Source organism: Bdellovibrio sp. HCB337, from assembly GCF_047302465.1.
In the GTDB taxonomy this organism is placed as follows: Bacteria; Bdellovibrionota; Bdellovibrionia; order Bdellovibrionales; family Bdellovibrionaceae; genus JACMRP01.
In genome coordinates, this window is sequence record NZ_CP178621.1 from 1,838,026 (window position 1) to 1,853,961 (window position 15,936).

General features: G+C 46.2%; 17 protein-coding genes and 1 tRNA gene. 13 read left to right on the forward strand and 5 right to left on the reverse strand.

Annotated elements, in window-relative coordinates; genetic code table 11:
* The first annotated feature begins 165 nt into the window (after positions 1-165).
* From ACLWBB_RS08945 to ACLWBB_RS08955, 3 genes are all read left to right on the forward strand, one after another.
* Positions 166-1,638 (forward strand): hypothetical protein, encoded by a 1,473-nt coding sequence (locus ACLWBB_RS08945; protein ID WP_413291285.1) that lies wholly within the window; start codon positions 166-168, stop codon positions 1,636-1,638.
* 121 nt (positions 1,639-1,759) lie between these two features.
* The gene (locus ACLWBB_RS08950; protein WP_413291286.1) at positions 1,760-2,503 is read left to right on the forward strand and encodes a S1 family peptidase; all 744 of its coding nucleotides are present in this window, start codon (positions 1,760-1,762) and stop codon (positions 2,501-2,503) included.
* 147 nt (positions 2,504-2,650) lie between these two features.
* Positions 2,651-3,388 carry a substrate-binding periplasmic protein gene (locus ACLWBB_RS08955; protein WP_413291287.1) on the forward strand — a complete coding sequence of 246 codons (738 nt, stop codon included), beginning with the start codon at positions 2,651-2,653 and terminating at the stop codon, positions 3,386-3,388.
* A 1-nt stretch (position 3,389) separates the two neighbouring features.
* Here ACLWBB_RS08955 and ACLWBB_RS08960 read toward each other — a convergent pair.
* A tRNA-Leu gene (locus ACLWBB_RS08960) sits at positions 3,390-3,472 on the reverse strand.
* A 297-nt stretch (positions 3,473-3,769) separates the two neighbouring features.
* Between ACLWBB_RS08960 and ACLWBB_RS08965 the strand changes: the two genes are divergently transcribed.
* From ACLWBB_RS08965 to ACLWBB_RS09005, 9 genes are all read left to right on the forward strand, one after another.
* Positions 3,770-3,928 carry a hypothetical protein gene (locus ACLWBB_RS08965; RefSeq protein WP_413291288.1) on the forward strand — a complete coding sequence of 53 codons (159 nt, stop codon included), beginning with the start codon at positions 3,770-3,772 and terminating at the stop codon, positions 3,926-3,928.
* A 113-nt stretch (positions 3,929-4,041) separates the two neighbouring features.
* On the forward strand, positions 4,042-5,061 hold the full coding sequence (gene queA, locus ACLWBB_RS08970) for a tRNA preQ1(34) S-adenosylmethionine ribosyltransferase-isomerase QueA (RefSeq protein ID WP_413291289.1): 1,020 nt from the start codon (positions 4,042-4,044) through the stop codon (positions 5,059-5,061).
* Positions 5,049-6,173: a tRNA guanosine(34) transglycosylase Tgt gene (gene tgt / locus ACLWBB_RS08975; RefSeq protein ID WP_413291290.1), complete on the forward strand. Its 1,125-nt coding sequence runs from the start codon at positions 5,049-5,051 to the stop codon at positions 6,171-6,173. Before queA ends, tgt begins: the two co-directional genes overlap by 13 nt.
* 107 nt (positions 6,174-6,280) lie before the next feature.
* Positions 6,281-6,628, forward strand: a complete 348-nt coding sequence (yajC, locus tag ACLWBB_RS08980; RefSeq protein WP_413291291.1) for a preprotein translocase subunit YajC — start codon at positions 6,281-6,283, stop codon at positions 6,626-6,628.
* On the forward strand, positions 6,628-8,319 hold the full coding sequence (gene secD, locus ACLWBB_RS08985; RefSeq protein ID WP_413291292.1) for a protein translocase subunit SecD: 1,692 nt from the start codon (positions 6,628-6,630) through the stop codon (positions 8,317-8,319). The genes yajC and secD overlap by 1 nt, the downstream gene beginning before the upstream one ends.
* Positions 8,320-8,328: 9 nt before the next feature.
* The gene (gene secF, locus ACLWBB_RS08990) at positions 8,329-9,273 is read left to right on the forward strand and encodes a protein translocase subunit SecF (RefSeq protein ID WP_413291293.1); all 945 of its coding nucleotides are present in this window, start codon (positions 8,329-8,331) and stop codon (positions 9,271-9,273) included.
* A 93-nt stretch (positions 9,274-9,366) separates the two neighbouring features.
* Complete coding sequence (gene recJ, locus ACLWBB_RS08995; RefSeq protein WP_413291294.1) at positions 9,367-11,013, forward strand: single-stranded-DNA-specific exonuclease RecJ; 1,647 nt, start codon at positions 9,367-9,369, stop codon at positions 11,011-11,013.
* A complete protein-coding gene (gene queC, locus ACLWBB_RS09000; protein WP_413291295.1) occupies positions 11,010-11,696 on the forward strand; it encodes a 7-cyano-7-deazaguanine synthase QueC in 687 nt (228 codons plus the stop codon). The genes recJ and queC overlap by 4 nt, the downstream gene beginning before the upstream one ends.
* A gap of 8 nt (positions 11,697-11,704) precedes the next feature.
* Positions 11,705-12,274: a DUF366 family protein gene (locus ACLWBB_RS09005; RefSeq protein WP_413291296.1), complete on the forward strand. Its 570-nt coding sequence runs from the start codon at positions 11,705-11,707 to the stop codon at positions 12,272-12,274.
* Positions 12,275-12,282: 8 nt separating this feature from the next.
* Here ACLWBB_RS09005 and ACLWBB_RS09010 read toward each other — a convergent pair whose 3' ends face one another.
* Genes ACLWBB_RS09010 through ACLWBB_RS09020 form a run of 3 tightly spaced genes read right to left on the reverse strand, consistent with a single transcriptional unit; the run spans position 12,283 to position 15,013 of the window.
* Positions 12,283-12,618: a DMT family protein gene (locus tag ACLWBB_RS09010; RefSeq protein ID WP_413291297.1), complete on the reverse strand. Its 336-nt coding sequence runs from the start codon at positions 12,616-12,618 to the stop codon at positions 12,283-12,285.
* A 9-nt stretch (positions 12,619-12,627) separates the two neighbouring features.
* Complete coding sequence (locus ACLWBB_RS09015; protein ID WP_413291298.1) at positions 12,628-14,241, reverse strand: Na/Pi cotransporter family protein; 1,614 nt, start codon at positions 14,239-14,241, stop codon at positions 12,628-12,630.
* Positions 14,242-14,248: 7 nt separating this feature from the next.
* Positions 14,249-15,013, reverse strand: coding sequence for a YoaK family protein (locus ACLWBB_RS09020; protein ID WP_413291299.1), 765 nt, complete (start codon positions 15,011-15,013; stop codon positions 14,249-14,251).
* A gap of 141 nt (positions 15,014-15,154) precedes the next feature.
* Here ACLWBB_RS09020 and ACLWBB_RS09025 point away from each other — a divergent pair, with 141 nt between their 5' ends.
* Positions 15,155-15,538, forward strand: a complete 384-nt coding sequence (locus ACLWBB_RS09025) for a (deoxy)nucleoside triphosphate pyrophosphohydrolase (protein ID WP_413291300.1) — start codon at positions 15,155-15,157, stop codon at positions 15,536-15,538.
* On the opposite strand, the gene ACLWBB_RS09030 is transcribed toward ACLWBB_RS09025, so the two are convergent.
* A complete protein-coding gene (locus ACLWBB_RS09030) occupies positions 15,535-15,915 on the reverse strand; it encodes a thiol-disulfide oxidoreductase DCC family protein (RefSeq protein WP_413291301.1) in 381 nt (126 codons plus the stop codon). The two genes, ACLWBB_RS09025 and ACLWBB_RS09030, sit on opposite strands and share 4 nt — an antisense overlap.
* Positions 15,916-15,936 lie beyond the last annotated feature (21 nt).

Sequence of the window (15,936 nt, forward strand, 5' to 3'; positions counted from 1 at the left end):
GGACATAGATTACCGGCTTAGCAGGGCGCCACTGATAAGTCTAGTAATCTCAGGAGGAAGAGAACCCCGTGAACGTGTGGTCATGAAATCCAAGGCTATTGAGACGTTTGGCTAGAAGTTTTTATGGCTATTTTGGTTTACCTAGATACGCTCTAAAATTGAAGGATGTGGCGTTACTTTGAAAAATCCGTTCTTTTCGCAATAGTGTTTGGCTTATACGTAAATGCATCAATGGGAGCCGCTCCATCATCTTTGAATGTAAAAAGCGAAGATTGCCCTACGAAAATGGTTCCAGATGCTGATTTTTTAGGAGCCGCCGGGAAACAAAACGCGGGAGTTTGTTATAGCTATACGGCTGCGGATCTCATCAAATACAAAATGAGGAATAACCCTCAGCTTATCAATAAAGATGAAGTCATTCCGCCCGAGTATCTAGCGCAAAAATATTCCAGGAAACATTCTGAAAATAAAGTGCAAAAAAATTTAAGCAACGCCGCAGACACCTTTAGAGCTGACTTTCTCAATGATTTTTCAAAAGCAAGGTCTTCGCAAAACTCAAATGACGCCATCAAAGACGTGTTTAAAAAATACCATCTTCCTGCGATAAAGCCTGAGGCTCTTCAAAGACCGGATGTCCCCAACATAATGGATTTTGTTATGTCGGGTGTGGGGCGTCGGCAGTTATCGGAGTTAACTTTTAACTATTTAAAAGAGCTAGGGCCTATTTGGAAATCTCCTCTTAATAGATATAAAAATTTTCAGGAAATGTATGACGGGGAAATAGATAAAATGAAAAACTCAGTGCCCGAACATGACGCCCTGAGCTTTACGGCAGAAATGCTTGGACTTGATCGCGAGCAATCTCTTCAAGTTGAAGGCGAGAGCGTACTCCTGACAACTCTTAGAGAAGAATATGCCAATAATTTTATAAATCTTGATGGGGGCTTCGTAAATGAAACCCTGGAGGCCTCGCTCGTTCCGCCAAGGATGTGTGTCTTGAACCGTTCCGAATACGACGCTGTCAACAATCTCTCTGGTATAAATTGGAGCGAAAAAAATCCTGAAGTGTTGAGGGAAGGTATCTGTAAAACTCTTGCGCCAATGGCACAATCTCAGATGGATAAGACTGCCAGAGATATAGAAGACATTGTTGATGCTACGTTTCGTGCTATTCAACGACAGAATGCTGGAAAGATCACTGCATTGGACGAGGACCCAAAGGATCAACTCATTTCAAAACTAGTTCAAAGAGTCTGTGCAGACCGCCAACGTGAGTTCCCAAAATTTACTTCGCACACGGCAGAGGTGGAGTCTTCGGGTGATCTTATAGGCGGTATTAAGTATTTAGAGCCCTCCAGCTCCAATGCGAAAAGATCGCTTCTTGATCTTCTTCGAAAAAATCAGCCTGTAGGAATATCCTATAGCACCGAGGGAATAGTAAAAAAGGGTAGAGAAAACCACGCTTCCGTTGCTTTGGGCATGAATTGGAATAGGAGCACCAATCAATGCGAGGTTGTTATACGCAATAGCTGGGGAGACAGATGTGATGTCTACGCAAAACCAGAAAACTGCAATAACGGCTACGTCCGAGTTCCGATAGATGAGTTAAAGCTTCAAAACATTGATTGGATAGATTGATAAAGCCTGCGGGCTGTATGTTCCACTGGTGGGACTCCGCAGCTGTAATAATTTTCTATAGCGAAAATACTCTTGATCATGTTGTCGTGTGTTGATTTATAGGCCCCTCACCTTGAGGGGAATGATGAAGTTGTTGTTGTTTGTATTTGCTGTTCTAATGAATCTCTCTGCACATGCTATTGTTAATGGTGAAAAAGCCCTTCCGGGCGACGCTACCGCAAAACACACGGTTGCAATCACTGATGAAAAACTTGAAAATTGCTCGGGCACTCTCATTGCTAAAAATTTGGTTTTGACTGCGGCTCACTGCGAGACCCGCGGCGAGATGATGTACGTCGCTTTCGGCCTTGAAGTCTCTGAAAACAATATGGCGATGGTGGACCGTCGCCCGGTCGTGAACTACCGTATTGTGAAGGGTGCGCACAAAGTCGACTATGAAAACGACGAGTTCAACTATAAGGATCTCATGATCGTTGAATTTGAAGGCGGACTTCCAGAAGGCTATGAGCCTGCCGAGATCGCGGCAGAGGATTTTGAAGTGTCCAATGGAGACTCTATTATCGTGGCTGGCTATGGTGTGACCCACGGCTATCACCAAACTGGCGATGGCTTTCTTCGTAAAGCCCAAGTGGTTGTTAGTGATGCCCAGTTTTCAGAATCAGAAGTGCAAACTGACGAGCGCCGCCGTGGCTCTTGCTCGATTGATTCGGGCGGTCCAGCCTTTGTGTCCGTGAATGGCAAACTACAACTTTGGGGCGTAATCAGCCGCGGAGATGAGAACTGCCGCAAGTACGGAGTCTATACCAAAATCTCTTATTACCGCGACTGGGTAATAAGTGTAATTCAAGAATTAGCCGTAAATTAGCTGAAGAGTGATGCCCCCAGCTGGTCGAACACCTGAGTTGTTCTAAAAACGCCTATAAAAGAACACAAGAAAAACCTAAGGTTGAGAAGCTGACCTCATGCGCAAGCGTCTTGATTGGATCAAGCCTCTTCCGGTAAAATTATGGTGATGGCATTGTTGACGTTTTTTACTGCTTTTTTATTTATGGCCAACGTGAAGGCTGATTCTGGCTTACCAGTGCGGGCCGCGGTGCCGGCGGGACTGCCGCCGCCGTTGCTTTTTGAAAAAGGAGAAGAGCTGACGGGAATCGTTCCTGAATACACGCGGGCTTTGATCGAGCTCTTGGGACATAAAGGATCGATGAGTTTGCTTCCGCGCAATCGGATCATCAAAGACTTCCGTCAAGGATCCGCGGATTTTTTGTGCTACGCAAGCTATGCCTGGGCAGACGAGAGGGACACCTACAATTGGGCTGATACACTCTTTACCAAGCGCGAATGGATTCTAGGGCCTGCGCCGATGCCGAAAGAGATTAAAGGCCTCAAGGGGAAAACCATCGGGACGATGTTGGGATACTTCTATCCAGATCTTGAGAAGATGCTCAAAGACGGATCTTTGCATCGCGAAGATGGTCCATCAGAAGAAGCGAATCTGGTAAAACTTCGTAATCACCACCTCGAGTATCTGATCGTGGATGAGGTTTTCCTGAATTATTATAAGAAGAATAATCCTGACATCGAAAAAGGCCGCGAGCGGCTGTTGCTTCGCGAGTATCCTGTGTCTTGCGCGTTGAGTAAGAAGGGCCGGGTGACGGTGAAGGAGCTTAATAAGGCGATTGCTAAGTTGAAGTCGTCGGGGAAGTTGCAGGAGATTTTTAAAAAATACGGTACTCCAATTTTGGAGTGAGTGGTGCGCGGAGAGGGACTTGAACCCTCACGCTTGCGCATACGCCCCTCAAACGTACGTGTCTACCAATTCCACCATCCGCGCGCACAAATAGAACTTTATATAAGGGACTCTCTTTAAACCATAAATTCGGCCCAACCGTCAATCGTGAAAACCTGATAAATATCAAGCCCCTGGTCGACGTTTTGGAAGAATGGTCTGGGTTTCTCAGAATTTTGCTTAAAAAAAGAGCGGATTCATTAACCTAGAAAAGAGCTCTTCCTGTCTTCTAGACAGAGGGGCACGGATGCTCCTTAAGACGGACAGGGGGATGCTAGGATGGCGAAAAACCCTCGACCGTCAACGGAGACTCGCAACCCGGGATTCATGGAGGGATCTCTCATGACTGATGGACAAATGCTCTTTATGTTTTGTGTGGTCTACTCAGGAGCTTTGAGTGTTGTAGTTTGGCTCAACCTCATCGCCCAAGAACGCATGAAAGCCCACTTGGCCGATCCTGAATTCCGGGCGGAGTCTCCTAAGTATAAAAAAGGCGCCTAAAACTAGGGCCTTCCAAGATTTATTTATAGCGGCTTTTATTGGGTTTGGTGGTTCCCCAATAAAAGCCATGCGGGGCTTACGCCCCGCATTTTTTTGTGCTAAAACCCACAGCCATGAAAGTTACCGATCTTGAATTTAGCTACCCCGAAAACCTCGTGGCCACTGAGCCTCAATACCCTTCGCGTGTCCTCAAAGTAGACCTCGCGCACGGCGGTCAGCCCCAAGAAATTACACTTCAACAATTACTTGAACAAATCCCCGCAGGCGATCTTTTCATCGTGAATAATACGAAGGTTCTTAAGCGCCGAATTTTCGCGGGCGAACTTGAAATCCTCTTTCTATCGCAAAAAAATGACCGTTCTTGGGAAGTGCTTTTTCCTTCCCGCAAGTACGCGATCGGTGAGTCCATTCCGCTTCCAGGTGGTGTGACGATGAAGCTCACCCAAAAAGGCCGCCCTCAAACGGTCGAGCTCAGCGAAACAGTGGATGAGTCCTATTTTCAAAAATGGGGAGAGCTGCCACTCCCCCCGTATATTCAAAAAGCGCGGGCCCAGCGCCACACGGTTTCTGAAGATGAGACTTGGTACCAAACCAAGTGGGCGCAAAAGCCCGGAAGTTTCGCAGCACCGACTGCGAGTCTGCATTTTCACGAACAGGAAATAAACTTCTTAAAACATCGTGGTGTTAAGGTCTTAGAGGTCACTCTTCATGTGGGCCTTGGAACATTCTTGCCAGTGACTGCCGAAGACCTGGACCAACACGATATGCACGAAGAATATGCCGAGATCCCCGCAGTGGTGTGGGACACTTTGATCCGTGCTCGCATGGATGGTCGTAAAGTTTGGGCTCTGGGCACAACGGCGACTCGTGCATTAGAGTCTGCGGCTGGGGGCTTACTGACTCGTGATGTGGGTGGAAACCTCAAGGGATTTACGAAGATTTTGATCCAACCCCCTTATCAGTTTCAGGTCGTCGATCGTCTTTTAACCAACTTTCATCAACCTCAATCCACCTTGCTTGCATTAGTTTCAGCCTTCGCGGGGCTTGAAAAAGTTAAAGCTTGCTATCAATGGGCGATTGCGAGAAATTTCCGCCTCTTCTCTTACGGGGACTTATCAGTATGGCTCAAATAGGAAAATTCACTTTGCACAAAACCGAAGGTCGCGCTCGCCGTGGAACCTTCACGACCACTCACGGTTCTTTCGAAACGCCGGTCTTTATGGCCGTTGGGACCAAAGCCACCGTTAAGGCCATGACTCCGGAAGAGCTCAAAGAGTGCGGCACTCAAGTTGTTTTGGGCAATACCTATCACTTGCATTTACGTCCAAATGAAAAGCTCATCAAAAAACTGGGCGGTCTTCATAAGTTCATGAACTGGCACGGGCCGATCCTGACTGATTCGGGTGGCTTCCAGGTGTTCTCGCTTTCAGGCCTTCGTAAGATGTCTGAAGAGGGCGTAGAGTTCCGTTCGCATCTTGATGGGGCGAAGCATTTTATCAGCCCTGAAAAGAGCATGGAGATCCAAATGGATCTGGGCTCAGACATCATCATGGCATTTGATGAATGCTTGAAGTACCCAGCCACTGATGACGAAATCAAGAAGAGTATGGATCTAACTCATCGCTGGCTTTTGCGTTCAAAAGCGGCGATGACTCGCGAAGAAAGTTTGCTGTTCGGGATCGTGCAAGGGGGCTTAAGCCTTGAGCACCGTAAGTATTCTTTGCAGCAAGTAACTAGCGTGGATTTGCCAGGCTATGCTTTGGGCGGATTCAGCGTGGGCGAGCCAATCCATTTGATGCACGAGCTTCTACCGAGTCTTGCGCCACTGATGCCGGAAAATAAGCCGCGCTATTTGATGGGTGTGGGAACGCCGACAGATTTGATCATTGCGATTGACTCTGGTGTGGATATGTTTGACTGCGTCATGCCGACTCGCGTGGCAAGAAACGGAACGCTTTATACATGGCAGGGTAAGGTCAGCATCAAGCGCCAAGAGTATCGCGAAGATGAAGGTCCTTTGGATCCAGAGTGTGATTGCTATACGTGCAAAAACTATTCGCGCGCGTATCTTCGCCACATGTTTTTGAGTGGAGAAATTTTGGGTTCTCGTCTGAACTCGATTCACAATTTGCATTTCTATATGAAGCTGATGGAACGTGCTCGTCATGCTATTGAAACAGGCACATGGGCTTCTTTCAGAGATGATTGCTTAACGCGATTCATTAAAAAGGATGCGAGCTCCTAGAGCGGCGTCCTCGAAAAATCCAACGTGAATGGATTTTCCAATCATAAACGATTGATTTCGCTCTCAGAACATGGTCAATTTTCTTCTTTAACTGTGGAGGTTGACTCATGTTTTGGTTATTATTTGGTTCAAAAGCATTTGCTCAAACTGCCGGCGGCGCTCAGCCATCAGCAATTGAAATGTTTTTGCCGTTCATTTTCATCTTTGTGATCTTCTACTTTTTGATCATCCGTCCTCAGGCGAAAAGACAAAAAGACCATCAAAAGTTCGTCGCTGAACTTAAGCGCGGTGACACCGTTGTAACTACAAGCGGGATCTTCGGTCGCATCGAAGGTATCAACGACGGGTTCGTGACTTTGGAAATCGCCGACGGAGTTCGTATTAAAATGCTCCGCAGTCAAATTCTGTCTTCACAAGACCAAGCAGCAAAAGCAACAACAGAAGGAAAGAAATAATGGAAAGTTTGCGTTGGAGAAGTATATTCGCCGTTGTGGGCGTGGCCCTAGCACTTATTTGGGTGACTCCAAATGTTGTGAATCTCGAAAACAAATGGTGGCCTTCAAAAGCCAAGCTGAACTTCGGCTTGGATATTCAGGGCGGTCTTCACTTGGTAATGGGTGTGGACGTGCAAGGTGTGGTTGCTGAGAGCGCCAATCGTTTGGTTGCGAGTCTTAAAACAGATTTGGCGAAAGAAAACATCGCTGTCTCTGACGTAAAGACTTTGAAGCCGGCTGAAGGCGAGATCACTGTGACTGTGCCAGATGCTGCGACTAAGGAAAAAGCGAAAGAGTATTTCGCTAAAAACTACGCAACTGTTTTGCAAGAGATGAACTCTACCGATACTGAGCTGACGTTCCGTTATTTCGATGCTCACTTGAATGATTACAAACAAAAGGTGATCCACCAAGCTATCGAAACGATTCGTAATCGTATCGATGAGTTCGGCGTGGCTGAGCCTAGCATCACTCAACAAGGTGCGAACCGTATCTTGGTTCAGCTTCCTGGTATGGCCGATGCTGAACGTGCAAAAGAGCTTATCAATACAACTGCAAAGTTGGACTTCATGATCGTATCTACAGAAATGCCGATGCAGTCTCTGCAATCTTTGATTGCGGATGCTGAAAAAGCGGGCGCATATTCTATGGCGACGATGAAGTACTCTGAGTACGTGACTCGTTTGAATAAGGATCTTCAAGGTAAGATTCCTGAAAAAACAGTCGTCTATTTCGAAAAATCTGAAAACGCGGCAAAAATGGAAATCGGTGCGATTCCATTCTTGCTAAGAACTGATACAAACCTTGATGGTGGCGCTTTGGACGATGCTTTCGTCAGTTACGGTCAATATGGTGAGCCTGAAGTTGCTTTGACTTTCAATAGCTCTGGTGCAAACCGCTTTGCGGATTTGACGGGCGGTAACGTTGGTAAGAGCATGGCGATTGTTTTGGATAAGGTTGTGAAATCTGCTCCAAACATTAAAGATCGTATTGCTGGCGGCCGCGCGGTTATCACTTTAGGTGGTGGTCGTGATCGTCAAAAAGGTATGGATGAAGCAAAAATGATCGCAACTGCTCTTCGTGCGGGTGCTTTGCCAGCTTCTTTGGAACAATTGGAAGAGCGTCGTGTTGGACCTTCTTTGGGTTCAGACTCTATCCAAAAAGCAAAAATGGGTTCTTACATTGGAGCTCTTCTGATTTTGATCTTCATGGCTGTTTACTACAAATCTATGGGGGTTATTGCGGATATCTGCTTGGGTGTGAATATCCTTTCTGTATTCGCACTTCTGACTTCTTTGGGTGCAACTTTGACTCTTCCTGGTATTGCGGCGATCGCACTGACGGTCGGGTTTGCGGTCGATGCGAACGTTCTGATCAACGAACGTATTCGTGAGGAAATTGCTAAAGGCTCTTCTTGGAAGCATGCAATTCAAGAGGGTTACCATCGTGCAATGTCTGCGATCGTGGATGCGAATATCACGACAGCAGCAACTGCGGTTGTACTTTTGTATTTCGGAACTGGTCCAGTTCGTGGTTTTGCCGTGAACTTGGTGATCGGTGTGTTGACGACTATGTTTGCCAACGTGTTTGTTTCTAAAGTGATCGTAGATACTTTGGTCAACAAGTTCGGCGTTAAGAAATTGTCTGTGTAGGTGATGACGATGAATAATACTTTGAAAACTAAAGAATCTTTCGGCCGTTTTGATTTCGTAGGCCAAGTAGGCATTTTCGGCGGTATCTCTTTATTGTTAGTAGTTCTTTCTTTGGTCTATCTCGGAGTTCGCGGTGTGAACTGGGGGATCGACTTTAAAGGTGGAACTGAAATGCAAGTGAAGTTCGCTGAACCAACGACAATTGCTCAGGTGCGTACTGCGACTGAAAAATTGCAGTTGGGTGAAGTGGGCGTTCAAGGCTTCAGCGAACAAAATGAGTTCGTAATCAGCTTCCAAGGTAAAGAGGGAACAACTGATAAAGAAACCAACGAGATTTTGAACGCATCTATTGCGAAACTTAAAGAAGCAATCACAACAGAATTAGCGGCAAACAAACCTGAAATCCGTCGTGTGGATACTGTGGGACCTCAAGTGGGTGCCGAGTTGAAACGTAATGGTTTCTTGGCTGTATTCTATTGCTTGCTTGTGATCTTGATCTACGTAGGTCTTCGTTTTGATTACAAATATGCTCCGGGCGCAGTTCTGTGCTTGTTCCATGATGCTGTGATCACTTTGGGGATCTTCGTTCTTGTTGGTAAAGAAGTGAACGTTCCTGTATTAGCGGCGATCCTATCTTTGATGGGTTTCTCTCTGAACGATACGATCGTTGTATTTGACCGTGTTCGTGAAACTGAAGGTCACTACCGTGAAAAAGGCATTGGCTTTGTTATCAATAAAGCGATCAACGATATGTTGGGCCGTACTCTTATTACTGCGGGTACAACATTCACGTGTGCTCTTTGTTTGTGGATTTTTGCCGATGGAACCGTTTCTGACATCGCATTCGCGTTGACGATCGGTATCTTTTTCGGAACTTACTCTTCAATTTACGTAGCAGCTCCATTAGTATTGTTCATGGAGAAGTTGAAGACGGTTGGTGGAAAAGCCGCCTAAACCAGGCCTTTTCTCACATTAGGAGTTTTAATGAGCCCTCTCTGGCGATCGCGAGATCTAGAAACTAAACCGGTGGAGGGCCCTTTTCCGCCCATGATCGGGCGGATTCTCGCATCTCGAGGCTTTGCCGACTCAACTCAAGTGGATAAACTTTTGTTTCCAAAACTTACGGAAATGAAAGACCCGCTCCTTTTAAAAGGAATGGATAAGGCCATTGAGCGTCTTGGAAGAGCGGCTCTGAATAAAGAAAAAATCTGCATCTATGCAGACTTTGATTTGGACGGCACTTCCGGTTTGGCTCTGCTAAAAACGGGCATGCTTGCTTTGGGTTTTGAAGATGTTGTTCATTATCAGCCAAAGCGCTTGTCTCAAGGTTATGGATTTCACGCGGATGTTGTTGAAGAACTGCACAAGCAGGGCGTGACTCTGATTGTAACCGTGGATGTAGGAATCACTGCTAATCCAGCAGTGGAGCGGGCTCAAAATCTTGGGGTGGATGTGATTCTGACGGATCACCATTTGCCAGGGGAAGTTTTGCCTCCGGCCTATGTCGTGGTGAATCCAAATCAAGGATCCGACACTTCGGGGTTGGGATATCTGTGCGGAGCGGGCGTTGCTTTCTATTTGTTAAGAGCACTTAAGCGCTATTTCTTCGATAACCCGCAATTGCCTAAAAATAATTTTGATCTGAAAGAAGTTTTAGACTTCTTCACTATTGCTACACTGACGGACATGGTGCCTCTGGTTGATGATAATCGTGTGCTTGTGAAGCACGGATTGTTGAAGTTGGCTGAAACCAAACGTCCTGGGTTGCGTGCTTTGCTGGCAGAGCTTGGGTTGGAAAACCGTGCATTGACCAGTCAGGATGTGGCGATTCGTTTTGCGCCGAAGTTAAATGCCTTAAGTCGTATGGAATCGGGCATTTTACCTATTGATATATTCCTTGTTGATGATGATGCCACTGCTCAGGGTATGGTTCATCAGGTGATTAAGAATAACTCGACTCGGGTGCAATTGCAGAGCGATGCCGAGACCGAGGCTATGGAGTTATTGAAAGACTGGCCACATAAAGACTTTGTCTTTGTGGCGTCTCGTAATTTCCATCGCGGAGTTGTCGGATTGATTGCGACTAAGCTTTCGCAAGTTTTCAATCGCCCTGCTTTTGTAGGCTCTTGGGGTGATGACAACGTCATCGTCGGCAGTGCGCGTCTTCCGCAAGGACAAGAGGCTTGTCTTGTGCAAGCAATGACATCAGCGGAAGATTTGTTAAGCCGTTTTGGCGGTCACTCTGCTGCAGCTGGGTTTGAGCTTCATAGCGATAAAATGCCCCTGGTGATTGAGCGCTTAAAAACTTATTTCCACGACCTTCACGAGAAGCCAAAACCCTTGGAAGTTTTCTATGACGTGGATGCAAAGCTGAGTGATGTTGGTGCGCCACTGATGAAGTGGTATGACTTTGTCGGTCCTTTTGGAACCGGCTTTTCGACACCTTTGATTCATTTTACCAACGTGCTTTTGCAATCCAAGAAGAGTCTTAAGGGCGGACATTGGCGCTTGAAATTGATCGAGGCAGATGGCAAAGGCAGCCACGAGGCTTTATTGTTTTCTCCGTCGCCTCGTCATCTTGAAATTTTGGAATCAGCAACGTATTTGGACATCTTAGGGGAGCTTCAGTGGAACTACTTTGCAGGTCAAAAAACCGTGCAAATCTTGGTTCGTGATTTGAAGACGCATTCATGAAAAGAAAAGCCGTCGTATTGTTGTCGTCGGGCCTTGATTCCTCAGTGAATCTGTTCGAGGCCCATCAAAAAGAAGAAGTCGTTTTAGCTCTGACTTTTGATTACGGCCAAAAAGCTGCAAAAAAAGAAATCGAGCACGCGGCAAAATTGGCTGCGTATTTGAAAATTCCGCACAAAGTTTTGTCTCTTCCTTGGTTTAAGGATTTTAACAAGTCTTCATTGTTAGTCGAATCCGAGGCTGTGCCTACGGGCTCGGCGGTGAATATTCAAAGCCACGAGCAGTCTTTGCAAACGGCGAAGTCTGTGTGGGTGCCTAACCGTAATGGAATTTTTCTGAATATCGGAGCTGCATTTGCAGAGGCTCTGGGGGCGCAAATCGTGATTCCTGGCTTTAATGCCGAGGAAGCTACGACTTTTCCTGATAACTCGGAAGCTTTCATGAAACAACTAACCCAGTCGTTGTCGTTTTCAACAGCGAATCACGTGGAAGTTGAATGTTATACTGTGAAACTGCAGAAAACAGAGATTGTCAAAAAGGGGCAGAGCTTGAATATGCCTTGGAATTTACTCTGGCCGTGCTATTTTTCAAAAGAAAAGTGGTGTGGTGAGTGTGAGTCTTGCTTGCGCTCGAAACGCGCTTTTGCGGCGGCGAATGTCGACGTAAAGAACCTCTATTTGGCTTAAGGAAATCTATGCAAAGTCTTTTTATCAAAGAAAAAATGATCTACGACGGTGCTCAATTGAAATCTCTGTTCGCGTACCTTACGTACGGTGTGCTTGGGAATTCTATTGTAAGCTGGGTAGGGCCTTGCAACATTCCATTCTCTCACATGGTGGATGGAGAAGATCTTTTGGCCAAGTCTCCGATTGAAGGCGATGAAATGCTTCATTTCATCATTGAGATTTTTGATAGAGACCTCTTTTCAGGCGTCGCTTTGCAAAGATTGTTCGCATCGATGATCCGTGACTATTTACAAGCCGAAGCTCACTCAGCACTGGGTAAGCATGTGCTTGAGCGCGATGGCGATGATATTTTCTGGGATGAGCGCAAGCTGAATATCAGTATTGCAACGAAGTCTCCGGTGTCTACGATGATTCACTTGGCGATTAATTGTACCAACAAGGGTACACCGGTTGAAACATGCAGCCTGGAAGACTTGAAGCTGTCCCCGGAAAAAGTGGCTCAAGATGTGATGGTGAAATTTCAGCGCGAGTTTGAATCGGTCCTGAAAGCCACGCAAAAAGTGCGTCCTGTAAACTAAGATAGGCTCTAGGCGCTACGGAACATAAAGTAGACGGCGCCAACCATACAGAGTCCCGCCCACAAGAAATCCAGCTTAATAGGCTGTTTCATGTACATTACCGTGAAACCAGCAAAGACGATCATGGTGATGACCTCTTGGATGATCTTCAGTTGTGGCAAACTAAAGTGGTCAGAACCCATGCGGTTTGCAGGCACCTGCAGACAGTATTCAAAAAAAGCAATGCCCCAGCTGACCATGATCGCAATCCACAAAGCGCTGGATTTATGATCCTTAAGATGTCCGTACCAAGCAAAGGTCATAAAGACATTCGATAAGACCAGTAAACCTATGCTTTGATACATAGCCACTCCTTAGACCACGGTTTGTTTCTGACTAGAGTAAGCGTGATTGCAGAGAAGGCTAGCGATGCGGCGGTATTCACTCAGCAAATCCAAGTGAATAGAGCTTGTGTTGATAGAGTCTCGCATTCCGCGATTCAGACGGCCAATGTGGTTCTCGCGTAAAGAGATTTCAAGTTTTGCAACATCGCGCTTAAGTTGAATTGCTTCAGGGCACAACTCTTTAGTTTGATAAGAGTTGATCGCCAGTTGTGCAACCATCACCACTTGCTCGTGAAGAGTTTTGATTTCGTTAAAACCTTCGTCAGAGAACTCCAAATGCAATGCATTTTTCTTAATCGCGAGCGCGATGATGTTGATGTCGATTGCATCGGCAGCACGCTCAAGGTCGCTGATGAACATGATCATGCTCATGATATTTTGATGAACAACGGTGTTGCTCTTATTGGCGTGATCCAACAAGAACATTTTAGTTTCGCGGTAAAGGAAGTCGACTTTGTTATCGCGTTCTTTGATGGATTGAATCAGGGTAGGGTCTGCGGACTCAAAAAGCTTAATCGAATCTTCAATCATGCCGCGAACGATGTCGGCTGTACGCATGATCTCACGATTTGCGTAAGAGATCGCAAGAGCCGAGCTTTGATAGTTGTTCAGATTCACGAACTCGGTACCAAAACTGTCCTCTGGATTTTTAGGAAACATTTTTTCAATGAAAGTGGCGGCTTTGTTGATAAACGGAAAGAAGAAAACAGCTGAGATGATGTTAAACATCAAGTGGCCATTTGCCGTGATACGCGACGCCGTTGTGTCGAAGCTTTCGAGTCCTTCGATGAAAATATTTGTAAATGGATAGAATAGAACAACGCTCAGAGTTTTATAGAAGAAATGCGCCCACGCCACTTGTTTACCAATATGGTTGCTTCCTGCTGCTGCGATCAAGGCAACAGAAGTCGTACCGATATTAGCACCGTAAACCCAAAGAAGTGCATCGTAGGTGGAAATTGCGCCGACGCTTGCCAAGCTCATCGCGATACCGATCGTCACGGCACTACTTTGCACGAACATGCAGAATACCATCGAGATCATCAAAGAGTAGCCCGGATTGTCGCGGAGGGATTTAAACACATCTTTCATCATGTCCATCTCTGCGAAATGATGTGCACTGATGCCGATGAATTTAAGACCGAGGAAAAGCATCCCGAAGCCCATGAAGACCATGGCGATATTCTTGAAAATCGGTTTTTTAGCGCGGAAATAGACGGCAAACGCCACAGCAAAAAGTGGCAATGCATACTGACCCAAATCCAAAGAGATCAATTGAACCGTCAGTGTCGAGCCAATCGCAGTACCAATGATAACGCCCATTACTTGGCGAAGAGTGATTACGCGTGCAGAACCTAAACCCACTAGCATCGAGGTTACAGCGCCAGAGCTTTGTAAGAGAGTCGTCAGTGAAATGCCCACTACGATCGAGAGGAACTTGCTCTCGGAAAGTTTGTGCATCAGGCCAGTGATTTTGTTGGCCATGAGTTTTTCCAGCGAGTGGCTGGCCATGCTCATGCCATAAAGGAAAATAGCGACACCGCTGATTAGAATTACAAAATATGAGTTGCCAATATCGATCATGGGGTTCCTAACTTGCTATCTTATTTTTCAGTGTAGTCAGAGTTTTGTTTTTGAAGAATCCCAAGCTGACAATCCAAAGTGTCCCAGAGATGAAAAATGGAATCACAAAACCCCAGTACTGCAATGACAAATAGATAAATGAGGATAACGTAGATCCGCAAATAAATGAAGTGATAATGCCAAGTCTCATCCAAGTTGCGCGAATTTCATTTTTTCGATTTTGCGGTTGTTGGTCGTTGGCGATCAGGCGAACAAAACCAATGCCCAAATCCGTCGATATGCCGGTGAGATGTGTGGTTCTAACAATAGCTCCGAAGGCCGTGGTCACCATAGCGTTTTGCAAACCACTTGTCAGACAAAGAATGGTTAAAAGAGCATAATCGCGCGCGAGCACTAAAGGTTCTCCGAAGGTTCCAAAATGGCCCAAGACTCCTGCGACAGCAGTGGCACCCATGAGCACTGTCATCATGAAAAGCACGATCGCATAGCGAGGTTGTTCATTCTTAATCAATCGACGATCGACCCAAAACGCAGAGATCATCGCGCCCATGATGAAGAACAGAGGAACAGAAAGCATTCCGACGCCGGTCCACAAACGGCCATAGGCAACTTCGGTTCCAAATGTGGTGGCGAAGCCTGTGGTGTGACTGACGAAGCGATGGCAAGCAAGGACCCCGCCGGCATTGATCACGCCGGCTTGAAACGCAAGAAGCGACCAGATGGCAGCGTTTCGACGGGAGAAATGAGAAAGATTATCGGGGCTCGAAAACATGTATGTTCTCAGTGTATCAAATATTTCAAATTTCGGTCACGATCTTCTTGGTTTCACTCACAAAGACGAGATATACTTTGGTCTGGGTTTCATAACAGGGAGAGCATTCTGAGTTCGCATCAACAAGATGGTATTCATGTTGTGGCAGCAATTCTGTATCGCGACGGTAAAGTTTTGATTGTTCGTCGTGGCCCCGGCAATAGTGGCGCTGGTTTTTGGGAGTTTCCCGGAGGCAAAGTAGAGCCAGGGGAAAGTCCTGAACAAGCTTTGCAAAGAGAAATCCTGGAAGAAGTCGGTGTTCGTATCAAGGTGGAAGAGCATCTTGGTGAAAATGTGCATCAGTATCCTGGAAAAAAAATCCGTTTGAATTTCTATTGGGCGAAATTGCCTGCCGAGACTTTGAATCTGACTGAACACGATGCTTCTCAGATGATTAAACCTGAGGATTTAGATGTGAGTATTCTCTCTGAAGCGGATCGTCCGATCGTCGAAGTGATTCGACAAAATCCACGCATGAAGGTCTAGGGAAGAAGACGGTCTTTTTCCTCGGGAGTTGGTAGCCGGCAAGAATTGCTTTGGCCAAACCAGGCATAGCGATGCCGAGCAATCCAAGAGTAAAGTGCATCTCTCAAAGGGGCCGGAATTAGCCAGGCTACATAAAAAAGCCTGTAGGGGCCGCCGAGTTTTATCAGAATTCTGAGGACGGCTTCAGAGCTTTGATATTTGTGTTCGTTTTCGACGAGGACAATGCTGTCGAGACGGGAAATTTCCTCAGATGTGAGTATTTTTTTAGCAGTTTCGCCCTGAAGAGGGGCGAACTGAAATTGCTTTAATTTGTCTCTGGTGATGATTGCATCGACAAAGTGATTACAAAGATGACAGATGCCGTCAAAAAAGATCAAGGGCTTTTGGGTCTGCATTTT